Annotated in this window: 15 protein-coding genes; 4 read left to right on the top strand and 11 right to left on the bottom strand. The window is 38.3% G+C overall.

Going from position 1 to position 20,109, the window contains the following annotated elements; genetic code table 11:
- Positions 1–10 precede the first annotated feature (10 nt).
- The 11 genes from pknB to ACIPKN_RS05635 form a co-directional block, all read right to left on the bottom strand.
- Positions 11–1,996 (bottom strand): Stk1 family PASTA domain-containing Ser/Thr kinase, encoded by a 1,986-nt coding sequence (gene pknB, locus ACIPKN_RS05685; protein WP_400934231.1) that lies wholly within the window; start codon positions 1,994–1,996, stop codon positions 11–13.
- A gap of 2 nt (positions 1,997–1,998) precedes the next feature.
- Positions 1,999–2,748: a Stp1/IreP family PP2C-type Ser/Thr phosphatase gene (locus tag ACIPKN_RS05680; RefSeq protein WP_142507630.1), complete on the bottom strand. Its 750-nt coding sequence runs from the start codon at positions 2,746–2,748 to the stop codon at positions 1,999–2,001.
- A gap of 6 nt (positions 2,749–2,754) precedes the next feature.
- Positions 2,755–3,897: a dual-specificity RNA methyltransferase RlmN gene (rlmN, locus tag ACIPKN_RS05675; RefSeq protein ID WP_400934229.1), complete on the bottom strand. Its 1,143-nt coding sequence runs from the start codon at positions 3,895–3,897 to the stop codon at positions 2,755–2,757.
- Positions 3,897–5,258 carry a 16S rRNA (cytosine(967)-C(5))-methyltransferase RsmB gene (gene rsmB, locus ACIPKN_RS05670; protein WP_400934227.1) on the bottom strand — a complete coding sequence of 454 codons (1,362 nt, stop codon included), beginning with the start codon at positions 5,256–5,258 and terminating at the stop codon, positions 3,897–3,899. Before rsmB ends, rlmN begins: the two co-directional genes overlap by 1 nt.
- A complete protein-coding gene (fmt, locus tag ACIPKN_RS05665) occupies positions 5,255–6,196 on the bottom strand; it encodes a methionyl-tRNA formyltransferase (RefSeq protein WP_400934226.1) in 942 nt (313 codons plus the stop codon). The genes rsmB and fmt overlap by 4 nt, the downstream gene beginning before the upstream one ends.
- 1 nt (position 6,197) lies before the next feature.
- Positions 6,198–6,692, bottom strand: a complete 495-nt coding sequence (gene def / locus ACIPKN_RS05660; protein ID WP_049668389.1) for a peptide deformylase — start codon at positions 6,690–6,692, stop codon at positions 6,198–6,200.
- Between the two features lie 517 nt (positions 6,693–7,209).
- Complete coding sequence (gene priA / locus ACIPKN_RS05655; protein WP_400934224.1) at positions 7,210–9,624, bottom strand: primosomal protein N'; 2,415 nt, start codon at positions 9,622–9,624, stop codon at positions 7,210–7,212.
- Complete coding sequence (gene coaBC, locus ACIPKN_RS05650; RefSeq protein WP_400934223.1) at positions 9,621–10,631, bottom strand: bifunctional phosphopantothenoylcysteine decarboxylase/phosphopantothenate--cysteine ligase CoaBC; 1,011 nt, start codon at positions 10,629–10,631, stop codon at positions 9,621–9,623. The genes priA and coaBC overlap by 4 nt, the downstream gene beginning before the upstream one ends.
- A gap of 465 nt (positions 10,632–11,096) precedes the next feature.
- Positions 11,097–11,324 (bottom strand): DNA-directed RNA polymerase subunit omega, encoded by a 228-nt coding sequence (gene rpoZ / locus ACIPKN_RS05645; protein ID WP_053483349.1) that lies wholly within the window; start codon positions 11,322–11,324, stop codon positions 11,097–11,099.
- Positions 11,325–11,328: 4 nt separating this feature from the next.
- Positions 11,329–11,946, bottom strand: coding sequence for a guanylate kinase (gene gmk, locus ACIPKN_RS05640; RefSeq protein ID WP_132357484.1), 618 nt, complete (start codon positions 11,944–11,946; stop codon positions 11,329–11,331).
- 43 nt (positions 11,947–11,989) lie between these two features.
- Positions 11,990–12,865 carry a YicC/YloC family endoribonuclease gene (locus ACIPKN_RS05635; protein WP_400934221.1) on the bottom strand — a complete coding sequence of 292 codons (876 nt, stop codon included), beginning with the start codon at positions 12,863–12,865 and terminating at the stop codon, positions 11,990–11,992.
- A 606-nt stretch (positions 12,866–13,471) separates the two neighbouring features.
- Here ACIPKN_RS05635 and ACIPKN_RS05630 point away from each other — a divergent pair.
- From ACIPKN_RS05630 to ACIPKN_RS05615, 4 genes are all read left to right on the top strand, one after another.
- Positions 13,472–15,169, top strand: coding sequence for an Rqc2 family fibronectin-binding protein (locus ACIPKN_RS05630; RefSeq protein WP_400934220.1), 1,698 nt, complete (start codon positions 13,472–13,474; stop codon positions 15,167–15,169).
- 1,306 nt (positions 15,170–16,475) lie between these two features.
- Complete coding sequence (locus ACIPKN_RS05625) at positions 16,476–18,125, top strand: peptide ABC transporter substrate-binding protein (RefSeq protein ID WP_400934219.1); 1,650 nt, start codon at positions 16,476–16,478, stop codon at positions 18,123–18,125.
- 122 nt (positions 18,126–18,247) lie between these two features.
- Positions 18,248–19,177, top strand: coding sequence for an ABC transporter permease (locus ACIPKN_RS05620; protein WP_132357488.1), 930 nt, complete (start codon positions 18,248–18,250; stop codon positions 19,175–19,177).
- Positions 19,177–20,097 carry an ABC transporter permease gene (locus ACIPKN_RS05615; protein WP_400934217.1) on the top strand — a complete coding sequence of 307 codons (921 nt, stop codon included), beginning with the start codon at positions 19,177–19,179 and terminating at the stop codon, positions 20,095–20,097. Before ACIPKN_RS05620 ends, ACIPKN_RS05615 begins: the two co-directional genes overlap by 1 nt.
- The last annotated feature ends 12 nt before the right edge of the window (positions 20,098–20,109 follow it).

Here is a 20,109-nt window from a genome sequence, read left to right as displayed (position 1 = left end):
CAATTCCCCCTTATTTAACATCATCATAATTAAAACTTTCTCCAGCAATAATTTGCGAATCACGTATAATTCTATATGCGCCTACTTTGCCCTCTTCAATAACAAGCTGGATTTTATACGGTTTATTAGCCGTAATAGTAAATTGATCGGCAGCTGATGACATTGTATGGTCTTTATCTTCAATTTCAATACGAATAGATTGCACCATACCTTCCTCTGTTGGCTCATATGGTATTTCCAAGTGCACAGTTTTCACCAACGTTTTTACAGGTTTTTCGGCAGGTCCTTTACTTATTACAACAGCTATTGTAGATCCTACTTCAACTGAAGTCCCTGCTCTTGTCAATTGGGAAATAACACTTCCGGCCGCTACTGTATTATGATAGTCTTCACGAGCTATACTCCATTTTAAGCTATTTCTTCTTACATACTCATCCATTTGAGCCTTCGTGTAATTCGCAACATTACCTACGGTAACCATTTGTATACCTGCGCTTACCTTAAATTTCATCTTTGTATCTTTAGCGATTACCTCTTCTTGAGGTTTTGGCTCTTGATCAATAATTTGTCCTTCTGGCTCTGTTGAATGCACGAAGGTAATATCTGGCTCTAAAAATTTATCCTTTAACATTGATTCAACTTGGCTGATTTGCTGCCCTCTATAATCTTCCACTTTCGTCATTTCTACTCCAAGACTGACGATTAAATCTATTTCCGTACCTTTTACACGCTCCGTACTCTCTGCAGGGTCCGTTTCAATAACTTTACCCTTTTCAACTTTCTCATCATAACGCTCCTGATGTTCTTCACCAACAGTAAAACCTTCAGCCACTAATTTATTTGTAGCTTCCTTAACGGTCATATTAGCCACATTAGGTACAGGTATCTTTTTCGGGCTAAATAAATCTGTGGCAAAGAAAAAGAATAGGAAGATAGCGATAGCGGCTATTACTAGTCCAGCAACAACTATTGGCCATTTTTTCTTTTTCTTCACAGGTGCTGTCTTTTCAACAGGCTTCTTAGCCTCAGGTTTCGGCTTTGATTGCGCAATTGGTTCGATTGCTCTTGTCTTCGTTAAATCTTCATCTTTACGTATAACCGGCTCTTTAATAATTGGAATAGCCTTTGTCACATCATTATCTTCCGGTATGACAAACTTCGGTTCATTCATACGATTTGGCGATAAAACTGTTTCTAAATCTGCTTGCATTTCTTCTACTGTCAAATAACGATGAGAAGCATCTTTTGCTGTAGCTTTTAGCACAACGTTTTCCAGGCTTTGTGGAATCGTGGCATCGAATGCACGAACGGACGGCGTCTCAGATTGTAAATGTTTAAGCGCGATAGAAACAGCTGACTCGCCTGAGAAGGGCAATTCCCCTGTTAATAATTCATATAAAACAATGCCAAGTGCATAAATATCAGACTTGTTTGTTGCCGTACCACCACGAGCCTGCTCTGGTGATAAATAATGCACCGTTCCAAGTACGGAGTTCGTTTGTGTAAATGACGTTGCACTAAGCGTCATCGCTATGCCGAAATCAGTTATTTTTACATTGCCTTCAGCATCCATTAAAATATTTTGAGGTTTAATGTCACGATGGATAATATGATTTTCATGAGCATTGGCAATTGCTGATGTTAACTGCTTCATAATATGCACACTTCTAGCAGGAGAAATTGGTGCAAATTCCTGTATGTACTGCTTTAATGTTTTCCCTTGGACATACTCCATCACAATATAATGTAAATCACCATCATCACCTACATCATAAACACTAACAATATTTGGATGTGTAAGGCTTGTAGCAGAAAGTGCTTCACGTTGAAAACGGCGATGCAATTCATCCTCATTAGTAAAATCATAGCGTAATATTTTGATCGCTACATCACGGTTTAAAATCATGTCATGTGCTAAATAAACATTGGACATACCACCGCCACCAATTAGCCCTATAATTTTATAGCGATCACTAATTCGTTTACCTACAAGCATACTTACACCTCCTCATCTTGCCTTGTGAGTAGCACGAGGGAGATATTGTCTTCTCCCCCGCTTGCATTTGCTAATTCCACAAGTTTTCGTCCTTTTTCTTCTATTGAATCCGGATACGTAATAATTGATGCCATTTCATACACTGTAAGTTTATTGCTTAAACCGTCAGAGCAAATGAGTAAATACGATTCTGATGCTAAATCAACTTCATAAAAGTCTGGTTCAATCGTTTCTTCTGTACCAACAGCTTTTAAGATGAAATTTTTCTTAGGATGTGTCAACGCTTCCTCTTCACTAATTTCACCATTTTCAACCAGAACATTTACATAAGAATGATCTCTTGTTATTTGTTGTGCACCATCATCAAAGAAATAATACACACGACTATCACCAACATGTGCGATAAAGCAATGATGTTCTTCAATTAACACTGCAATAAACGTCGTGCCCATTCCTTTACAGTCTTCATGTGATAAAGAATAGTCATATATACTTTTATTCAATTGCTTGACTGCCTGTAATAACCACTCTTTTTTTGTTGTCGTTGATGCAAAATGATGTGCCTCTGCCTGTAAAAAAACGGATTCCATCTGTTTCATCGCCATATCACTCGCTACATCGCCAGCATTATGACCACCCATGCCGTCCGCTACAAGTGCTAGCGCAAGACCGTTTGGACGTTTGAAAAATGCCGCACGGTCTTCATTAATTGCTCGTTTTAACCCAATATCACTTTCGACTGTGTATTCCAACACTGGTCACCTCGTCTCTTCAGATCTCTCTTGCGCACGTAATTGACCACACGCAGCAGCAATATCAGAACCTTGCTCTCGGCGGATCGTTACGTTAATACCATTCTTCTTTAATGTTTTTTCAAAGGCAAAAATTTGACTACGAGATGTGCGAACATAATCACGTTCTGGTACGTAGTTTACAGGAATTAAGTTCACGTGGCATTTAAGTCCTTTTATTAATGCAGATAATTCTTCTGCAATTTCAACTGAATCATTTTCACCAGACATTAAACCATACTCAAAAGTAACACGTCGGCCAGTTTTTTTAGTATAGTAACGAACGGCTTCCATTAATTCATCCAATTTGTAAGCACGTGCAATTGGCATCAGCTTTTGACGAGCCTCTTGGTTTGGTGCGTGTAAGGATACTGCAAAGTTGATTTGTAGCTGTTCATCAGCAAATTCGTAAATTTTAGGAACAATTCCTGATGTTGAGACAGTAATGTGACGAGCACCAATATTTAACCCTTTTTCATGGTTGATGACTTTTAAGAAGTTCATCATCGCATCATAATTATCGAAAGGTTCTCCAATACCCATAATGACGATATGTGACACACGTTCGTCCAATTCATCTAAAGTTTGTTGTACTTTGACAACTTGCTCCACGATTTCCCCTGCTAATAAGTGACGTTTTAATCCACCTAAAGTTGACGCACAAAACGTACAGCCAATTCGGCAGCCTACTTGTGTCGTCACACAAACAGAGTTCCCATACTCATGACGCATTAATACAGTTTCAATAGAATAGCCATCTTGTAACTGGAATAAAAACTTGATCGTACCATCTTTGGATTCCTGTTGAATAATTGTTGACAATGTCGTCAATGCAAAACTTGCTTCAAGCTTTTCACGTAATCCCTTTGAAAGGTTTGACATTTCTTCAAATGTTTTTACACGTTTATTATAAAGCCAATCAAAAATTTGTGCTGCACGGAATGGTTTTTCACCATTTTCCTTTAACCATTCTTCTAATTGTTCCGGCTGTAATGAGTATACCGATTCCTTTAAATTTGGTTTTTCTTTTTTTGCGCGTCGAACAGGCTTGTCTTCTGCTTCATCAACTAAGTCGTTAATGCGCTCATTATATTTCTCTTGATCCACCATTAGTTGGATCCTCCTTTTTTACGAAAGGCGGCAACGAAGAAACCGTCACTGCCAAAGTCTTGTGGAAAGACTTGAAGCATGCCATTTGCTTGCTTTTCCGCTAATTTTGTTGGTAAAGATTCTAGTTGTATAGCTTCCATTTCTGGATGCGTTGTTAAAAAGGCTTCTACAGTACCTTCGTTTTCCCTTTTATCTACTGTACATGTACTGTACACAAGCTTGCCATCTATTTTTAATACTTTTGTTGCAGCATCTAATAGTGCCAATTGTATTTTTTGGAGGCTTTCTAAATCTTCTTCTCGCTTTGTATATTTAATATCTGGCTTACGGCGCATAACACCTAAGCCACTACAAGGTGCATCGACTAAAATAGCGTCGAATGATTCTAGTTGTAGAAAATCCGGTGCCTTACGTCCGTCAATCGGAGCAGTCTCTACGATATCAATCCCTAGACGATCCGTATTATGGTCGATTAAATCTAATTTATGAGGGTGAAGGTCAGTCGCTAAAATTGAACCTTCATTTTTCATAATCTCAGCTATATGTGTTGTCTTTCCTCCCGGAGCTGCACACATATCTAAGACGCGCATGCCAGGTGATGGATGTAAAACATTTGCTGGAATCATTGAGCTTTCATCCTGAATAGTAATAAGTCCTTCTTGGAATGCCTTTGTTCGAGCTGGCTGACCATTTGTTACATATAAACATTCAGGCATTAGCCCGCTTCTTTGCGCCGATAAACCTTCCGCTTCTATGCTGGCAATCGCTTGCTCAACGCTTGCTTTCGTCATATTTACACGTACAGTCTGCACTGGTGGTACATTATTTTCATGTAGCATTTCAGCCGCTACTTCAATACCGTAGTTATCGACAAATCGCTGCACTAACCATTCAGGATGACTCGTTTCAATAGCAAGGCGCTCAATCGGATCTTTAATGTCATCCGTAGAAGCTACACCTTGACGTAAAATAGATCGTAAAATACCATTGACCATTGAAGCTATCCCTTTGTGACCTCGACGCTTAGCAATTTCAACAGCCTCATTTACCGCTGCATGTGGTGGGATACGCGTTAAATAATGCATTTGATATAAAGATAAACGTAAAAGCCAGCGTACCCAATGATCCACTGTGCCACGAATAAATGGCTCTAGATAATAATCAAGTGTCATTTTATATTGTAAAGTACCATACGTAATTTCTGTTAAAAGCGCACGATCCTTCGCTTCAATTTTATGTCGCTTGATCGTTTCATTTAAAAGCAAATTACTATAGGCTTGATTTTTATCTACTGCTAACAGAATAGAAAGTGCAGCATCACGCACATTCCCATCCCAAATTACTACGCTTTTTTTACTCATTTAAATTGGTCCCCAATCTGTAATTTAGAACCTGTACCACGCAAATATTCCTCTGCTGTCATGCGTTTTTTACCAGCTGGTTGTACATCATACAGGGCTAGTGTTGTACCATTTCCTGCTGAAACTTCAAAATGGTCCTTTGAAATCGCAACAACCTCACCTGGTAAAGTATCATGCTTTGTGTTACCAAGCTGCGCCCACCAAATTTTAAAGTTTCCATCTTCAAATGTTGTGTAGGCAACAGGCCACGGATGAAGACCACGCACTTGATTGTATAAAGTTGTCGCATCCTTTGTCCAATCGATACGTTCCTGTTCACGTGAAATATTGCTTGCAAAGGTTACTTGTGCTTCATCCTGCACTGTACGACTATTTGTTCCATTAATAATAGAAGGAAGTGTATCTTTTAATAATTCACAGCCTACAACACTTAGCTTATCAAATAGTCCACCTGTATGATCATCCTCTTCAATTGGGATAGCCTTTTGAGATATGATGTCACCGGCATCAAGCTTTTGTGCCATATACATAATCGTTACACCCGTCTCTTTTTCACCATCAATAATTGCTTGGTGAATAGGTGCTCCTCCACGATACTTTGGTAAAAGTGACGCATGGACGTTAATACAACCAAGCGGTGGTGTATCAAGTAATTCTTTCGGCAAAATTTGTCCAAAAGCGGCTGTTACGACTAGGTCAGGCTGTAAATCAATAATTTGCTGTAATTCCTCAGAACCACGCAATTTTTCAGGCTGAATAACAGGTAAACCTAATTCCATAGCTGCTGCTTTAACAGGTGGTGGTGTTAGCACACGCTTACGCCCAACTGGACGGTCTGGTTGTGTAACTACAGCTTTAATATCATAACCTTCATGATGTAGCATACGCAAAATTGGCGCGGAGAAATCAGGTGTTCCCATAAAAATTATTGAAGACATGTTATTCCTCCTCTTCAGCGTACATCGCTTCAAGCTCTTCTTCAGTTAAAATGCGTTTAATTTTCGAATCAAATAGCACGCCGTCTAAATGATCGATTTCATGTAAAATTGCTCGTGCATCAAAGCCTCCCGCTTCCAACTCGTATACACGTCCTTCACGGTCACATGCTTCAATTTTCACGTAGTCAGGTCGTTCAACCTCACCGTACAATCCCGGGAAGCTTAAGCATCCTTCAATATCAACTTCAGCGCCATCCGTTTCAATGACAGTCGGATTAATCATTTCTAAAATATCTCGTTCCTCGCCAAGCTCGACAATGGCAACACGTAATCCTACATTTATTTGTGGTGCAGCAATACCAACACCATCGTATTCAACCATTGTGTCATATAAATCATCTAGTAATGTAATAATCTCTTCATTAATTTCTTTTACTTCCGCGCACGGCGTTGATAATACCTTTGCAGGATGTTCAACAACTTTTTTAATTGCCATCTTATGTTCCTCATTTCTATATTTAAGGTCAAGTGTTGATTAGCTATTTTTATCCATTCTAATTATTTAGAAGGCTCTGATTTCCGCTACGGGCTACAATCAGTAAAAAATGGGGATATATTAGCAAGATAGCAACAAAAAAATTCTTCTATCAGCCAACAACAAACCTATATTTACCAATCAACATGCCTGATTTAAAGTTATACCTTATTTAATTGACTCCATACCACTAGCTACGACTCTTTCAGCATTTAATATGCTCAGCATCATAACTCGTAGTTAATTTTCGTTCCGAATGGGCGCTTTCCTGGGGCGTTAGGTAAGCAAATGTTTTAAATGTGCAAAAGCGAAGCGACAGCGGCACCGATGTTGGTCACGAAGGCGTTATCACAGGATGTGATGGTTTTAGCCTTCGTTCTATTGCTCATCCCCAAGAAGTCGCCCAACTCCAATCAACTAATCCACATGACATCAGTTTTAACAAAATGTCATCCCAAACTTTGAGTGATGGAGCATTTTATATAGTTGACGGGTCTAAATCTACCGTCATTAATATACCCTGTTTAATCCATTCCGCTCGATACATCGCTAAAAGGCGCTGTAATACAGGAATGAGATTTGGTTCAATTTTATATTTTATCAAACATTGATAACGATATCTATTTTGGAGACGACTAATGCTTGCAGTTGTCGGTCCAATAATGGCTACCCGGTTTGATAAGTTTTCCCTTAGCCAATCCGCTGCACGTCCAGCATACTCTGCTGCCAGCATGACATCCTCATGAGATATTTGAACAAGTGCTACATAATAATACGGTGGATAGCTAGAACGGCGACGTAAAAACATTTCACGTTCGTAAAATGGCTCATAATCTTGTATTTTGGCCAATTCAATTGCATAATGTTCAGGTGTATACGATTGAACAATAACCTCACCATGCTTTTCATGACGTCCAGCTCTACCACTAACCTGCGTTAATAATTGGAATGTACGCTCCGCTGCACGGTAGTCGGGTAAATGCAGAGATGTATCTGCACTAAGTACACCAACAAGCGTAATATTAGGGAAATCAAGACCTTTAGCAATCATTTGCGTCCCGAGCAAAATATCTGCCTGTCCTTCTCCAAATGACTGCAAAATTTCTTCATGTGCACCTTTTTGTTTCGTTGTATCCACATCCATTCGGAGAACCCTTGCCTCAGGAAATAGCTTATAAATTTCTTCCTCGACTTTTTGTGTTCCCGTACCAAAATAACGAATATGCTCACTCTGGCATTGGGGACATATTTGAGGAACACGCTCCTCATAACCGCAATAATGACATTTTAATTTCTCGGTTGTTCGATGATACGTTAACGAGATGTCACAGTTCGGACATTGTACAACCGTTCCACAATCACGGCAAAGCACAAAAGAAGAATAGCCACGACGATTTAAAAATAGCACCATCTGTTCTTTTTTCTCAAGCCGTACACGTATTGCATCAATAAGCTGCTCCGAAAACATAGAACGATTCCCTTTTTGAAGTTCTTCACGCATATCAGCAATATAAACGGTTGGTAACGCTTGATGCAAAGCACGTTGCTTTAAGGATAGCAAACTATATACACCTTTCTTTGCTCTCGCAAATGATTCAAGTGCAGGCGTTGCACTACCTAATATAACAGGACATTTGTAAAATTTACTTCGCCAAATCGCTACATCTCTAGCATGATAACGAGGTGAATCTTCTTGCTTGTAGGTTGATTCATGCTCTTCATCTAAAATAATGAGGCCTAAATTTGTAAAAGGTGCGAAAATGGCTGAACGAGCTCCAACAACAACGCTTACTTTTCCTTGCTGAATTTTTCGCCATTCATCATACTTTTCACCGACAGATAATCCACTATGCATCACAGCCACCATCTCACCAAAACGACTACGAAAACGCTCTGTCATTTGTGGTGTTAATGATATTTCAGGTACTAACATAATAGCTTCCTTACCTTCATCTAACACCTTTTGTATCGCTTGCAAATATATTTCAGTTTTACCGCTTCCCGTGACACCGTGTAGTAAAAAAGTTTGCGCCGTTTGTTCTTCCATCGATCTAGTAATAGCCTTAAGTGCAATGTGCTGCTCATTCGTCAACTGTAAAGATTGAGTACGGGAAACCTCCTTCGTAAAGGGGTCACGATATACCTCTTCTTGTATAAAATGGGCGGCCCCTTTGTCAATAACTGACTGTAAGACCGCGGAAGATGCACCTGTTTCCTCATAGATTTTCTGTGGCAAAAGGACCTCTCCAAGATGTCTGCTCATCCATTCAATCAGTTGGCGTTGTTTAGCTGCTCTCGCTGCACCTTCCATTGCTTTGTCTATATCTTGCTGATAATCGGATATTTTGACCATCCGTATTTCTTTCACATTGCCTTGCTGCTTCACAATATTTTCAATTTTTACAATTTTATTAGTCATAAGCTGTTTTAATAAAGGAAGTAATTCTGCACGCTCGAATTCTTTGAAATTAGCCTGTTGTCGCTTACCAAAAACAGCTTGAGCCTCATCTGGCAAAGCATCTTTCTCCTCTAATAGCGTTATGATTTTTTCATACTTCGCACGAAGCGCTGAAGGGAGCATGACCTGTAAGGCATCAATTTCATAACAAATCGTTTCGTTTTTCAACCATTTCGCCATTAACAACATTTCTTCGGTCAATACCGGCTCTATATCTAAAATTTGCGCAATAGACTTTAATTTATTAGATGGTACATCTGTTTCATTTTTTAATCCGACCACAAAGCCTAGAACATTTCTTGGCCCAAACGGTACTTTTACACGACAACCCAGTTCGATAATATGTGCCCATTCTGTAGGCACTTCATAGTCAAATGGACGATCTACATGGTATGTCGAAACATCCACTATAACCTCTGCAATCAACAAACTCATCGCTTCTCACCCTGTAGTATATATGTCCAAAATGCTTGTGCAAACTGCGTGGCATTTGTCGTATCCCACAGTTGACCATTTACTTCTGCCGTGTCACTAAAATCAATCCACGTGTCAGACATAATTGTTAACATTGGCTCACCAATAACCTTTTGCCCAAAAGTTATTGCGGTCATGCCTTTTACGGATAGCATCGGCGCCCCTTCAATTGTAGGCGTATTTGCTGCATGGATAAAAAATGCAGATGGATATTGCTTTTTATAATCCTCAAGCTGCTCAAAAAGCTTATGCATGCTTCTTCCGTTCTCATCTATGAGGATTACATTTGCCCCAAGTGTTTTTGCCTCTTTTGCTATTGCCTGACCAATTCTACTATTTGACTGTGTACTAATTATATGGTGCTCGTCCATCGGAACATAAAACGCCCCAGCTGTAACTACAACCGTTTTACCAGCTAACGGCTTATGCTTCTCTGAAAAAAACTCTTGCACAATCGCCGTTATTTTTTCTGGCTCCTCTAAACGACCTTTACCAACATAGCCGCATGCTAAAAATCCTTCCGAAGGCTCAATAAATTGATAGCCATCAGATTGTAACTGCGCCAAATTTCGTTTTACCGCTGGATGGTCATACATATGTACATTCATCGCTGGTGCAAGCCATACAGGGGCAGTTGTTGCAAGCAAGGTCGTCGTTACCATATCGTCTGCAATTCCATTCGCCAGTTTCCCTATGACATTTGCAGTAGCTGGTGCAACTAAAATTAAATCTGCCCAATCCGCCAAATCAATATGGGCAATCACACTCGAATCCTTTTCATCAAAAGTATCGAAAAAAACATCATTTTTGGACATAACTTGAAAACTCAGCGGATTCACAAATTGTCTTGCTGATGCTGTCATGATAACCTTTACAGTTGCTCCTGCCTGAGATAGCTTACTAACTAAAGCGACAGCCTTATAAACTGCTATACCACCTGAAACACAAAGTAAAATATTTTTATTCATGCACAATCGTCCTTTCAAATGATAAGCTCCCAAAGGAACATTCCCCGGGAGCTCTCGACATTCTGTATAATCAAAAATCCACTGCAGACGCATAATTGCGTCCGGAATCGGCTTTGTGCTTAGGCCTGCACATGCAGGTCAGTTAGCCGTTATCGCACGGATGCGATGATTTTAGGCTAGCATCCTTTATGAACTCATTTCCGATTCTGGGACACCCGCCGGAGGCTTTAGGCCAACACGATGTTGGTCACTCAGTCGTTGCCACAAGACGTGGCGTTCCTAGACTGAGTTCCTCTATTTCAGCTTGTGTTTGGACATCCGCTGAAAAGTAGCTTAAATCGGCATTCATCTCACCTATAGAGGTGGGAGACTTCTGTAGCTGACGCTTCGCTTTCGTTACAGGATATAAATGCTGAAAGAAGTTAACATTAATTTAGCAATTTGGCAAAAGCTCTCTTATCAATGTTAGATTTCGTCTTCGTACACAGTTGACTCATCCTGTGATACTTTCGTAAGTACACCTGCTGCTACTTCTTCAAGTGCTTTCCCTACGTACTTATGGGAAACGTATTTGTGTAAACGTTCAGTGTCTTGTTCCTCTTGCATTTGACGAGCACGTTTAGATGCTAGACTTACTAAAGAGTATTTTGAATCGATTTCTTTTTTTAATGTATCTACTGATGGGTATAACATAGGTTTATTCTCCTCTCAACATTGACAAATATCTTTTTTCAACACGTTCTCTACGACAATGCTCTGCTTTAATAATCGCATTTATACGATCACAAGCATTTGTCACTTCATCATTTTCAACTACATAATCATAAAGGCTCATCATTTCGAGCTCTTCACTTGCAGTTGCAATACGCTTCGCAATAACGTCTGCTGTTTCTGTCCCTCGACCAACTAAACGGTCTTTTAATTCCGTTAAGCTTGGTGGGGCTAAGAAAATAAATAATGCATCTGGTGCCTTTTTGCGGATTTGTGCAGCACCTTGCACTTCGATTTCTAAAAACACATCGCGTCCTGCATCAAGTGTTTCATTTACGTAGGCTAACGGTGTTCCGTAATAATTCCCTACAAATTCAGCATGCTCCAATAAGCCACCCTGTTCAATCAACGCTTCAAATTCTTCACGTGTCTTGAAAAAATAGTCTACACCATCTACTTCACCTTCGCGAGGATTTCGTGTTGTCATCGAGATGGAATACTCATAATTCGTATTCGGCTGAGAAAATAATTCTTTGCGCACTGTCCCTTTACCTACACCAGATGGGCCAGACAGAACAATTAATAATCCACGTTCTTTTATCATTTATTCTCTATATCTCCCTTAATTTATAACAGATACAGGCAAGCTATTCGATATTTTGAACTTGCTCACGCATCTTTTCTAAAATTGTTTTCGCCTGAACTACTGCAACGGCCGCCTCTGTTGATTGATTTTTGGAACCAATCGTATTGATCTCGCGGTGTATTTCCTGCATTAAAAAGTCTAATTTACGACCAACTGAAATCATTTCTTGTAATGTTTCTTCCAGCTGATTAAAGTGACTATCTAATCGGTCCAATTCTTCAGTGATGTCCACACGTTCTGCGAATATCGCTACTTCGGCAAGTAGGCGATCTTCTAACAACACTCCATCCGCCACTTGAGAAATTCGTTCCGATAATCGTGTACGATATTTTTCTACAGCAAGAGATGCACATGAACGAATCTGGTTCACTTGTTCCATTAACTGTGCTTTATATTGTACAACAACATCATGTAATTCTTGCCCTTCACGCTCACGCATTTGAATAAGCTGTTCAAGTGCTTGTGAAATAGCCTTTTCAACAGCAAAGAGTAAATCCTCAGGTGTAAGCTGTGGCTTATCCTGTACAAGCGCTTGTTCAAGCGATAATAGCTCTTGCATTGTCCATTTTTCTTCTAGTGGTACTTTACTTGCTAATTGCTCTTTTGCCTTACGATACGCTTCAATTAATGACCAATTAATTTCAATAGATTGCTCGACGTTCTCTAAATCCTTAACATAAACCATCACATCAATCTTACCACGTGACAAAGCTTGCGAAATTAATTTCTTTGCAAAAATTTCTGCTTCAAGCCATTCTTTCGGGAATTTTGCATTGATTTCTAAAAATCGATGGTTGACCGAGCGCATTTCTACGGTTAATTGAAAGTCTGTTGTTATTGTGACACCTCTGCCAAAACCAGTCATACTACGCACCAAGGTTCGTCACACCTTTCTTTGCATACTGGCATTATTATAACATAAGCTCTGTCATTTATGATGTCTCTCCGTAAAAAATTAGATCAATTTCGCCTTAGCAAAATTGTAGCTGTCGCTTCGCTTTCGCTACAGAAAACATTTGTTGCTGTGCTAGGTCGTTGGACAACCAATAAATGAAAATAGAACAAAAGCTAATTCTACCACATTCGAAGCTATATTTTAATATTCACCTAAAAAATGCTATGATAAACATAAGAAAAAACTCATTAACAAAAGAAGGGATGACCTTTGTATTAAAATTTATGCCATGTCTAGAAGTTGATTGGCGTGGAGACTGGGCGACTCCTTGGGAATCAGCAATAGAGGAACGAAGGCTAAAACCATCACTCTCTATGACATCTGTTAGCTCGAGACCCTGGAGCGAGCAGCGCGAGTGAAGCGACTCATCGGACTCCCCCAGGAAAGCGCAGCAATCAACCACACGTTATGCCGATGAGTCATAAATAAAATGCATTTGTGCTCCAGCAGAGTGATGAGAATGCACCATAAAAAAATAATAAATACGAAAGTACCAAGATGCTTATATCTTTGGAAAGAGGAATTCATATGGCATTTGATGGCTTATTTACTTATTCAATGACAGCCGACCTCCAACAATTAGTAACAGGTCGGATCACTAAAATACATCAACCAAACGCTCAGGAAGTTGTTCTACATATCCGTGCGAACGGCAGTAATCATAAATTACTTTATTCGATTCATCCTTCTTACGCACGTGTTCACCTTACTGAGCAATCTATAGAAAATCCAGCAGAGCCCCCTATGTTTTGCATGCTGTTGAGAAAGCATTTAGAGGGTGGTTTTATTTCTTCTATTAAACAGCACGATTTTGATCGAATTATAATAGTAGAAATTGAAAGTAAAAATGAAATAGGCGACCCTATTGTACGGGAGTTACATGCTGAAATTATGGGCCGTCACAGTAACCTGTTATTAATAGATAAAGAACAGGGAAAAATAGTCGACAGCTTAAAGCATTTGCCACCTTCCGTGAATAGTTTCCGTACAGTTTTACCTGGTCAGCCTTATATCGCACCGCCCGCACAGAATAAGTGGCACCCTCTAGCAGTAACCGACGAACAGCTTACACTGTTTTTCTCTGAACCAAAAACAGCTAAGGAAGTAGTTTCGCAATTTATTGGTTTCTCGCCTATACATGCTGAGGAATTATTATTCCGATTAACAGACACAGATGACCGTGTAAATTGCTTTAAAAACTTTATAGCTTCCTTTAATAATGGCAGATCAAAGCCGATGTATGTAAACGCAAATAATAAAACGTACTTCTCACCAATCGCGCTAACACATTTACAAGGAGATGTAACGATTTATCCAAATGTCCATGAGCTACTTGACCGTGTATTCTTTGCTCGAGCTGAGCGTGATCGTGTCAAACAGCAAGCTGGTGATTTGGAGCGATGGCTACAAAATGAAATTGACAAACTTATCTTAAAAACTAAAAAGTTGAATAAAGACTACGAACGCGCATCTAAGTTAGATCAGTTCCAACTATATGGAGAATTACTGATGGCAAATATTTACGCGTTTGAAAAAGGTGAAAAGGAAGTAACTGTCACTAACTATTATAGTGACACTGGAGATGAAGAAATCACCATTCCAGTGAGTGAACGTAAAACACCTGTTGAAAATGCTCAAAGCTATTACACAAAATACACAAAAGCAAAAAATGCCCTTATTATGGTTCAAGAACAGTTAGAAAAAACGAAAGAAGAAATTGCCTATTTCGAAATGCTTGCTCAGCAAGTACAACAAGCTGCTCCTGGAGATATTGAAGAAATTCGCGAAGAATTAGCAGAACAAGGTTATTTGAAATTACGTCATGCACGAAAAAAGAAAAAACAAGCGAAGCCTGAGCCTGAACGTTACGTCTCTTCAACAGGTGTAGCGATTTCTGTTGGAAAAAATAACAAACAAAATGACATGCTTACATTTAAAATTGCTAAACGCACAGATATTTGGTTGCATACGAAGGATATTCCAGGCTCACATGTTGTCATCCATACAAGTGAACCTGACGAAACGACATTACGAGAAGCTGCAACACTTGCTGCCTATTTTTCAAAAGCAAGAGACTCTTCCTCTGTTCCAGTAGATTACACAGAAATGCGTCAGGTAAAAAAGCCAAATGGCGCTAAACCTGGGTTTGTTATTTACTTTGAACAAAAGACTGTTTACATCGATCCAGATGAAGCTGTCATTTTACAACTAAAAAAACAGTCCTAAAGATTGAGACTGGGACATAACTGGTTAAAACCTAAAAAGCGCGAGAAATCCATTTTAGAAATGTAGATTTCTCACGCTTTACTAATGTTATTTTTTATTGTGCCTTCCTAGCCTCTCAAACTGTAGACAAACTCTTGAATTATTAGATTTAATCGTAATTCAGTATGTTGGGGAGAGCGTCGATACTTTTCATCTCCGTGGTGAGCTTATCATGGAGATGAAAAGTATCATTCTTTTTTATGGCAGACCACGTATTCTGTACTATACAGCTATCATTCCTACCTCGGCATAATTGATTCATTTAAGCAGAGCATTTCTTTAATCGAAATGCACTACATTCCTAATATCGAAAGCGTGCGTGCAACAGAGCTACCATAGTTAAGGAGACTACCATCATATACGGGCAAATAATCCTTCACACGCCTAAGAAAACGTTCGCCTTTAACTACCGTTAATCGCAACTTTACTGTTTATTTTTAGGAAGACCACCATTAAGTTATTTATATATGGTAAAATAGACCACGCAAAGATGCGCAGTAATTTTCTGCTCATTAAGTTCTACCTACATGTATAGTAACTTTATGTAGGAGCTTTCCTCCTAAGCAAGACAATTGAATTTCTCCATAAAACAACATCAAAAAATAAACATGTTTTTCCATTTATTGCATGTAAAATCCTACATTTATATAATTAATTCTATGCATTGTTTTTATACAGCATTGTATATTCAAGTAATGTGTAAATTATTTCAAAAAAACATATTTTACTAAATACCCGATATTTATTCTTTAAGAGAGGCACATTTTACTCTAATTTTTCTTTCTTTTCTTTTATACTGGTTAATCTTAGATAAATACAAAACAAGTTTCTTATATATTATTAATAGCTAAAAATATTCATTCTTCGAGAATATAAATTACAGAAAATACATTTCTAGGAATCGAAATTACTCTTTTTTACAATGATTTTCTACAAATCTACACAAATATCTTAAATATTCCACACATGACTTTAGACTTATTTTTTAAATAACAATAGTGTTATCTGAAGAATAAGAATTTTCAACATAGCAAGTTACTTTTTTATTTTTATTACTTTTTTGATGTATTGAATAAAAAAATATCATTTTTTTATTACGAAAGCGCTTTCCTGATTTAAAGTAATGAATCAGAAAAAGTTATTATCTTCAAAAATGTCAGATAATACTATATAAATTTGAATATTTTTTATTTTGTACACAATGATTTTTTTGGTATATTAAATAAGAGCTTCATAGAAGGCTTAAAATTGTATAAGGGGGATTTACATGAATAAAAACAAAAAGTTTTTATTATTAACTGTCCTTGCAGTATTCTCATTAGTACTGGCTGCATGTGGCTTTGGTGGTGATAAGTCTGATAATTCTTCATCTTCAGACGGCAGTAAAGATTCTGGTTCAAAATCTAAAGAGCTTAACTTAGCAATTCCTTCAGAACCACCATCTTTAAACCCAGGACTTGCAGAGGATACTACATCTAGTGCAATCTTAATTAATGTTTTTGAGGGTCTAACTGTGTCAGACGCTGAAGGTAAGCCTACTCCAGGTATGGCTGAAAAGTGGGAAATCAGTCCTGATAAAAAGACTTACACTTTCCATTTACGTGATGCAAAATGGTCAAATGGTGATACAGTTGTAGCTGGCGACTTTGAATATGCTTGGAAATGGGCATTAAATCCAGATAACCTTTCTGCGTATTCTTCTATTTTCTACCCAATTAAAGGGGCTCAAGCTTACCACCAAAATGGCGGTTCTGCTGATGACGTTGGTATCAAAGCTGAAGATGACAAAACTTTAGTCGTAACTCTAGAAAACCCAACTCCGTATTTCCTAGAATTAACAGGATTCAAAACTTATTTACCAGTTAACAAAAAAGTGACTGAAGCTAATAAACAATGGTACGCAGACGCAGGTGAAAATTACGTAACAAATGGTCCTTATAAATTAAGCGATTGGAAACATGACGCTTCTATCGTTCTTACAAAATTTGAAGATTATTGGGATGCTTCAAATGTTGATGTTGATACTGTAAATATTGCTATGATTGAAAAAGAACCAACTGTTGCTACTAACTTTAAATCTGGCTCGCTTGACTATATTGGTGCACCATTCCAAACAGTAGATCTTAATGCAATTGATGGCTTCAAAAAAGATGGTTCTTTAAGAATCAAGGACCAAGCAAGTATTTATTGGTATAAATTCAATACAAAAGACAAAATTATGAACAATGCAAATATCCGTAAAGCTCTTGCTCTAGCAATCGATCGTCAAAAATTAATTGACAACGTAACTAAAGGTGAACAAAAACCGGCTACAGGTATGATTCCGGTAGCAGTTCCTAACTTTACAAAAGACCGTGGTTACTTCAAAGATAATGATGTTGATGCAGCAAAAGCTGCTCTTGAAGCAGGGATGAAAGAACTTGGTATTAAAGACGCTAAAGATATTAAAGTGAATATTTCATTCAACACTTCTGAAGCGCATGCAGCAATCGCTCAATATATTCAAGAAGAATGGAGCAAAAAACTTGGTATTTCATCTCAGTTAGATAACTCAGAATGGCAAGTTTATATTGACAAATTAAAAACTGGTGACTATCAAATTGGTCGTATGGGCTGGGTAGCTGATTATCTTGATCCATATACATTCCTTGAACAGTTCGATACAGCTAAAAATGGTAACAATCAAACAGGCTGGGAAAATGCTGAGTACAAAAAATTATTGGACAAAGCAGTTGCTGAGGTAGACGAAGCTAAACGTCTTGATTATTTAAAACAAGCCGAAGCTATTATTATGACAGAATTCCCAGTTGCACCTATTTACTACTACACTAACTTGTCAGTAGTTAAAAAAGGTATTGAAAACTTAGATCCAAATCCAACTGGTGATATTCACCTTAAATATGTAAAGATTAAATAATAATTTCTTTTAAGCTCTAAGCGGAGAGCTGCCTCGTAGCCACTGCGGCGCGAGTCAGCTCTTTTTAAAATACGAAGGCACTTATTTGTCAGAAAATTGACAAATAGAAGGAGGAGTTTTATGTGATTAAATATATTTTGAAAAGGCTGATGTATATACTTCTCGCGCTTTTCGTCATCGTAACGGCTACGTTTTTCCTATTGCGTCTTGCTCCTGGTAACCCATTTGCATCTGAACGTAATTTACCTCCTCAAATAGAGGCAAAGTTAAACGAAACGTATGGATTAAATAACCCTTGGTATATTCAGTACAAAGATTATTTAATCGATGCGGCCACTTTTAATTTCGGTGAATCTATGAAATATAAAGCGCGTTCTACAAATGATATGATTGCAGAAGGCTTCCCTGTATCATTAACTTTAGGAATTGAAGCGATGCTGCTAGCAATTGGATTTGGTGTATTAATCGGTGTAATTGCTGCGCTTTATCATAATAGGTGGCCAGATTATTTGGCAACGACCTTTGCGGTGCTCGGAATTTCCGTTCCATCTTTTATATTAGCTGGACTTATGCAGTATTTCCTTGCCTATAAACTTCAGTTATTCCCAATTAGTGGATGGAAAGGCTTTGCTTATAGTATATTGCCAGCCTTAGCTATTGCATTATCGCATATGGGCTTTATTGCTAAACTAGTACGTTCAAGTATGCTGGATCAAAATAATAGTGATTACGTAAAAATGGCTCGTGCAAAAGGTATAGGTAAATGGACAATCGTCTTCCGCCATACTTTACGAAACGCCCTCTTACCAGTCGTTACTTATTTAGGTCCATTAACAGCTGCTGTTGTTACAGGTAGCTTCATTGTAGAGTCAATTTTTGCGGTTCCTGGATTAGGTAAGCACTTTGTGCAAAGTATTACGAATCGTGATTATACTGTTATTATGGGGACAACCGTGTTCTACGCAATCATTCTTTTATTTGCGGTATTCATCGTAGATATTTTATATAGCGTGATCGATCCGCGAATTAGACTGAAAGGAGCGAAAAAGTAATGACACAGCAACAAATCGAAAAAGATAAATTTAAAATTGTTGGCGGAAATCATGAAGCAACCGAAAAATTAACTGATAAATCTGTCTCTTTTTGGAAGGAAGTATTTATCCGTTTTTCCCATAATAAAATGGCCATTTTTGGCTTAATTGCTTTAATAATTATTGTTTTAATGGCTACCTTTGTGCCGATGTTGTCACAATACCACTATAGCGATCAATTAGGTGCTTTTAATGCCCCACCATCATCAGAATTTTGGTTTGGTACAGATGATTTAGGTCGAGATATTTTCGTTCGCATATGGGCTGGCGCTCGTATTTCTTTATTCATCGGGTTTGCTGCGGCAATCATAGACTTGATCATTGGTGTATTATGGGGAAGTATTTCTGGTTTAGCAGGCGGTCGTGTTGACAATATTATGATGCGTATTGCCGATGTTTTAACAGCAGTACCTTACCTTTTAGTAGTAATCGTACTTTTAGTAGTATTAGAACAAGGTATTTTCCCAATGATTATTGCATTATCCATTACAGGTTGGATCAATATGGCCCGTATTGTACGTGGTGAAGTATTATCTATTAAAAATCAAGAGTATGTTTTAGCGGCTCGTACATTGGGCGCAAGAACAGGACATTTAATTATCAAACATTTAGTGCCAAATGCACTTGGTGCAATTTTAGTATCCATGACATTAACAGTGCCAACTGCTATTTTTACAGAGTCTTTCCTTAGTTATTTAGGACTTGGGGTTCCTGCCCCACAAGCCTCTTGGGGAACAATGGCTTCTGATGGAAATGGAGCGATTGCCAATGCACCGTGGCGTTTAATATTCCCTGCAGTATTCATTTCACTAACAATCTTTGCATTTAACGCAGTTGGTGACGGCTTACGTGATGCATTAGATCCAAAACTACGTAAATAAGGAGGTGGCCGA

The organism is Lysinibacillus sp. NPDC086135 (genome assembly GCF_044746345.1).
In the GTDB taxonomy this organism is placed as follows: domain Bacteria; phylum Bacillota; class Bacilli; order Bacillales_A; family Planococcaceae; genus Lysinibacillus.
The sequence above is the reverse complement of the archived record's forward strand: the minus strand, read 5'-3'. Positions and strand labels throughout refer to the sequence as shown.

What these genes read in the sequence shown, in the direction of transcription:
- pknB (WP_400934231.1), bottom strand. Translation starts at nt 1,996, where the DNA reads ATGCTTGTAGGTAAACGAATTAGTGATCGCTATAAAATTATAGGGCTA.
- rlmN (WP_400934229.1), bottom strand. Translation starts at nt 3,897, where the DNA reads ATGGTGGATCAAGAGAAATATAATGAGCGCATTAACGACTTAGTTGAT.
- rsmB (WP_400934227.1), bottom strand. Translation starts at nt 5,258, where the DNA reads ATGAGTAAAAAAAGCGTAGTAATTTGGGATGGGAATGTGCGTGATGCT.
- fmt (WP_400934226.1), bottom strand. Translation starts at nt 6,196, where the DNA reads ATGTCTTCAATAATTTTTATGGGAACACCTGATTTCTCCGCGCCAATT.
- def (WP_049668389.1), bottom strand. Translation starts at nt 6,692, where the DNA reads ATGGCAATTAAAAAAGTTGTTGAACATCCTGCAAAGGTATTATCAACG.
- priA (WP_400934224.1), bottom strand. Translation starts at nt 9,624, where the DNA reads ATGAGTTTGTTGATTGCAGAGGTTATAGTGGATGTTTCGACATACCAT.
- coaBC (WP_400934223.1), bottom strand. Translation starts at nt 10,631, where the DNA reads ATGAATAAAAATATTTTACTTTGTGTTTCAGGTGGTATAGCAGTTTAT.
- rpoZ (WP_053483349.1), bottom strand. Translation starts at nt 11,324, where the DNA reads ATGTTATACCCATCAGTAGATACATTAAAAAAAGAAATCGATTCAAAA.
- gmk (WP_132357484.1), bottom strand. Translation starts at nt 11,946, where the DNA reads ATGATAAAAGAACGTGGATTATTAATTGTTCTGTCTGGCCCATCTGGT.
- ACIPKN_RS05630 (WP_400934220.1), top strand. Translation starts at nt 13,472, where the DNA reads ATGGCATTTGATGGCTTATTTACTTATTCAATGACAGCCGACCTCCAA.
- ACIPKN_RS05625 (WP_400934219.1), top strand. Translation starts at nt 16,476, where the DNA reads ATGAATAAAAACAAAAAGTTTTTATTATTAACTGTCCTTGCAGTATTC.
- ACIPKN_RS05615 (WP_400934217.1), top strand. Translation starts at nt 19,177, where the DNA reads ATGACACAGCAACAAATCGAAAAAGATAAATTTAAAATTGTTGGCGGA.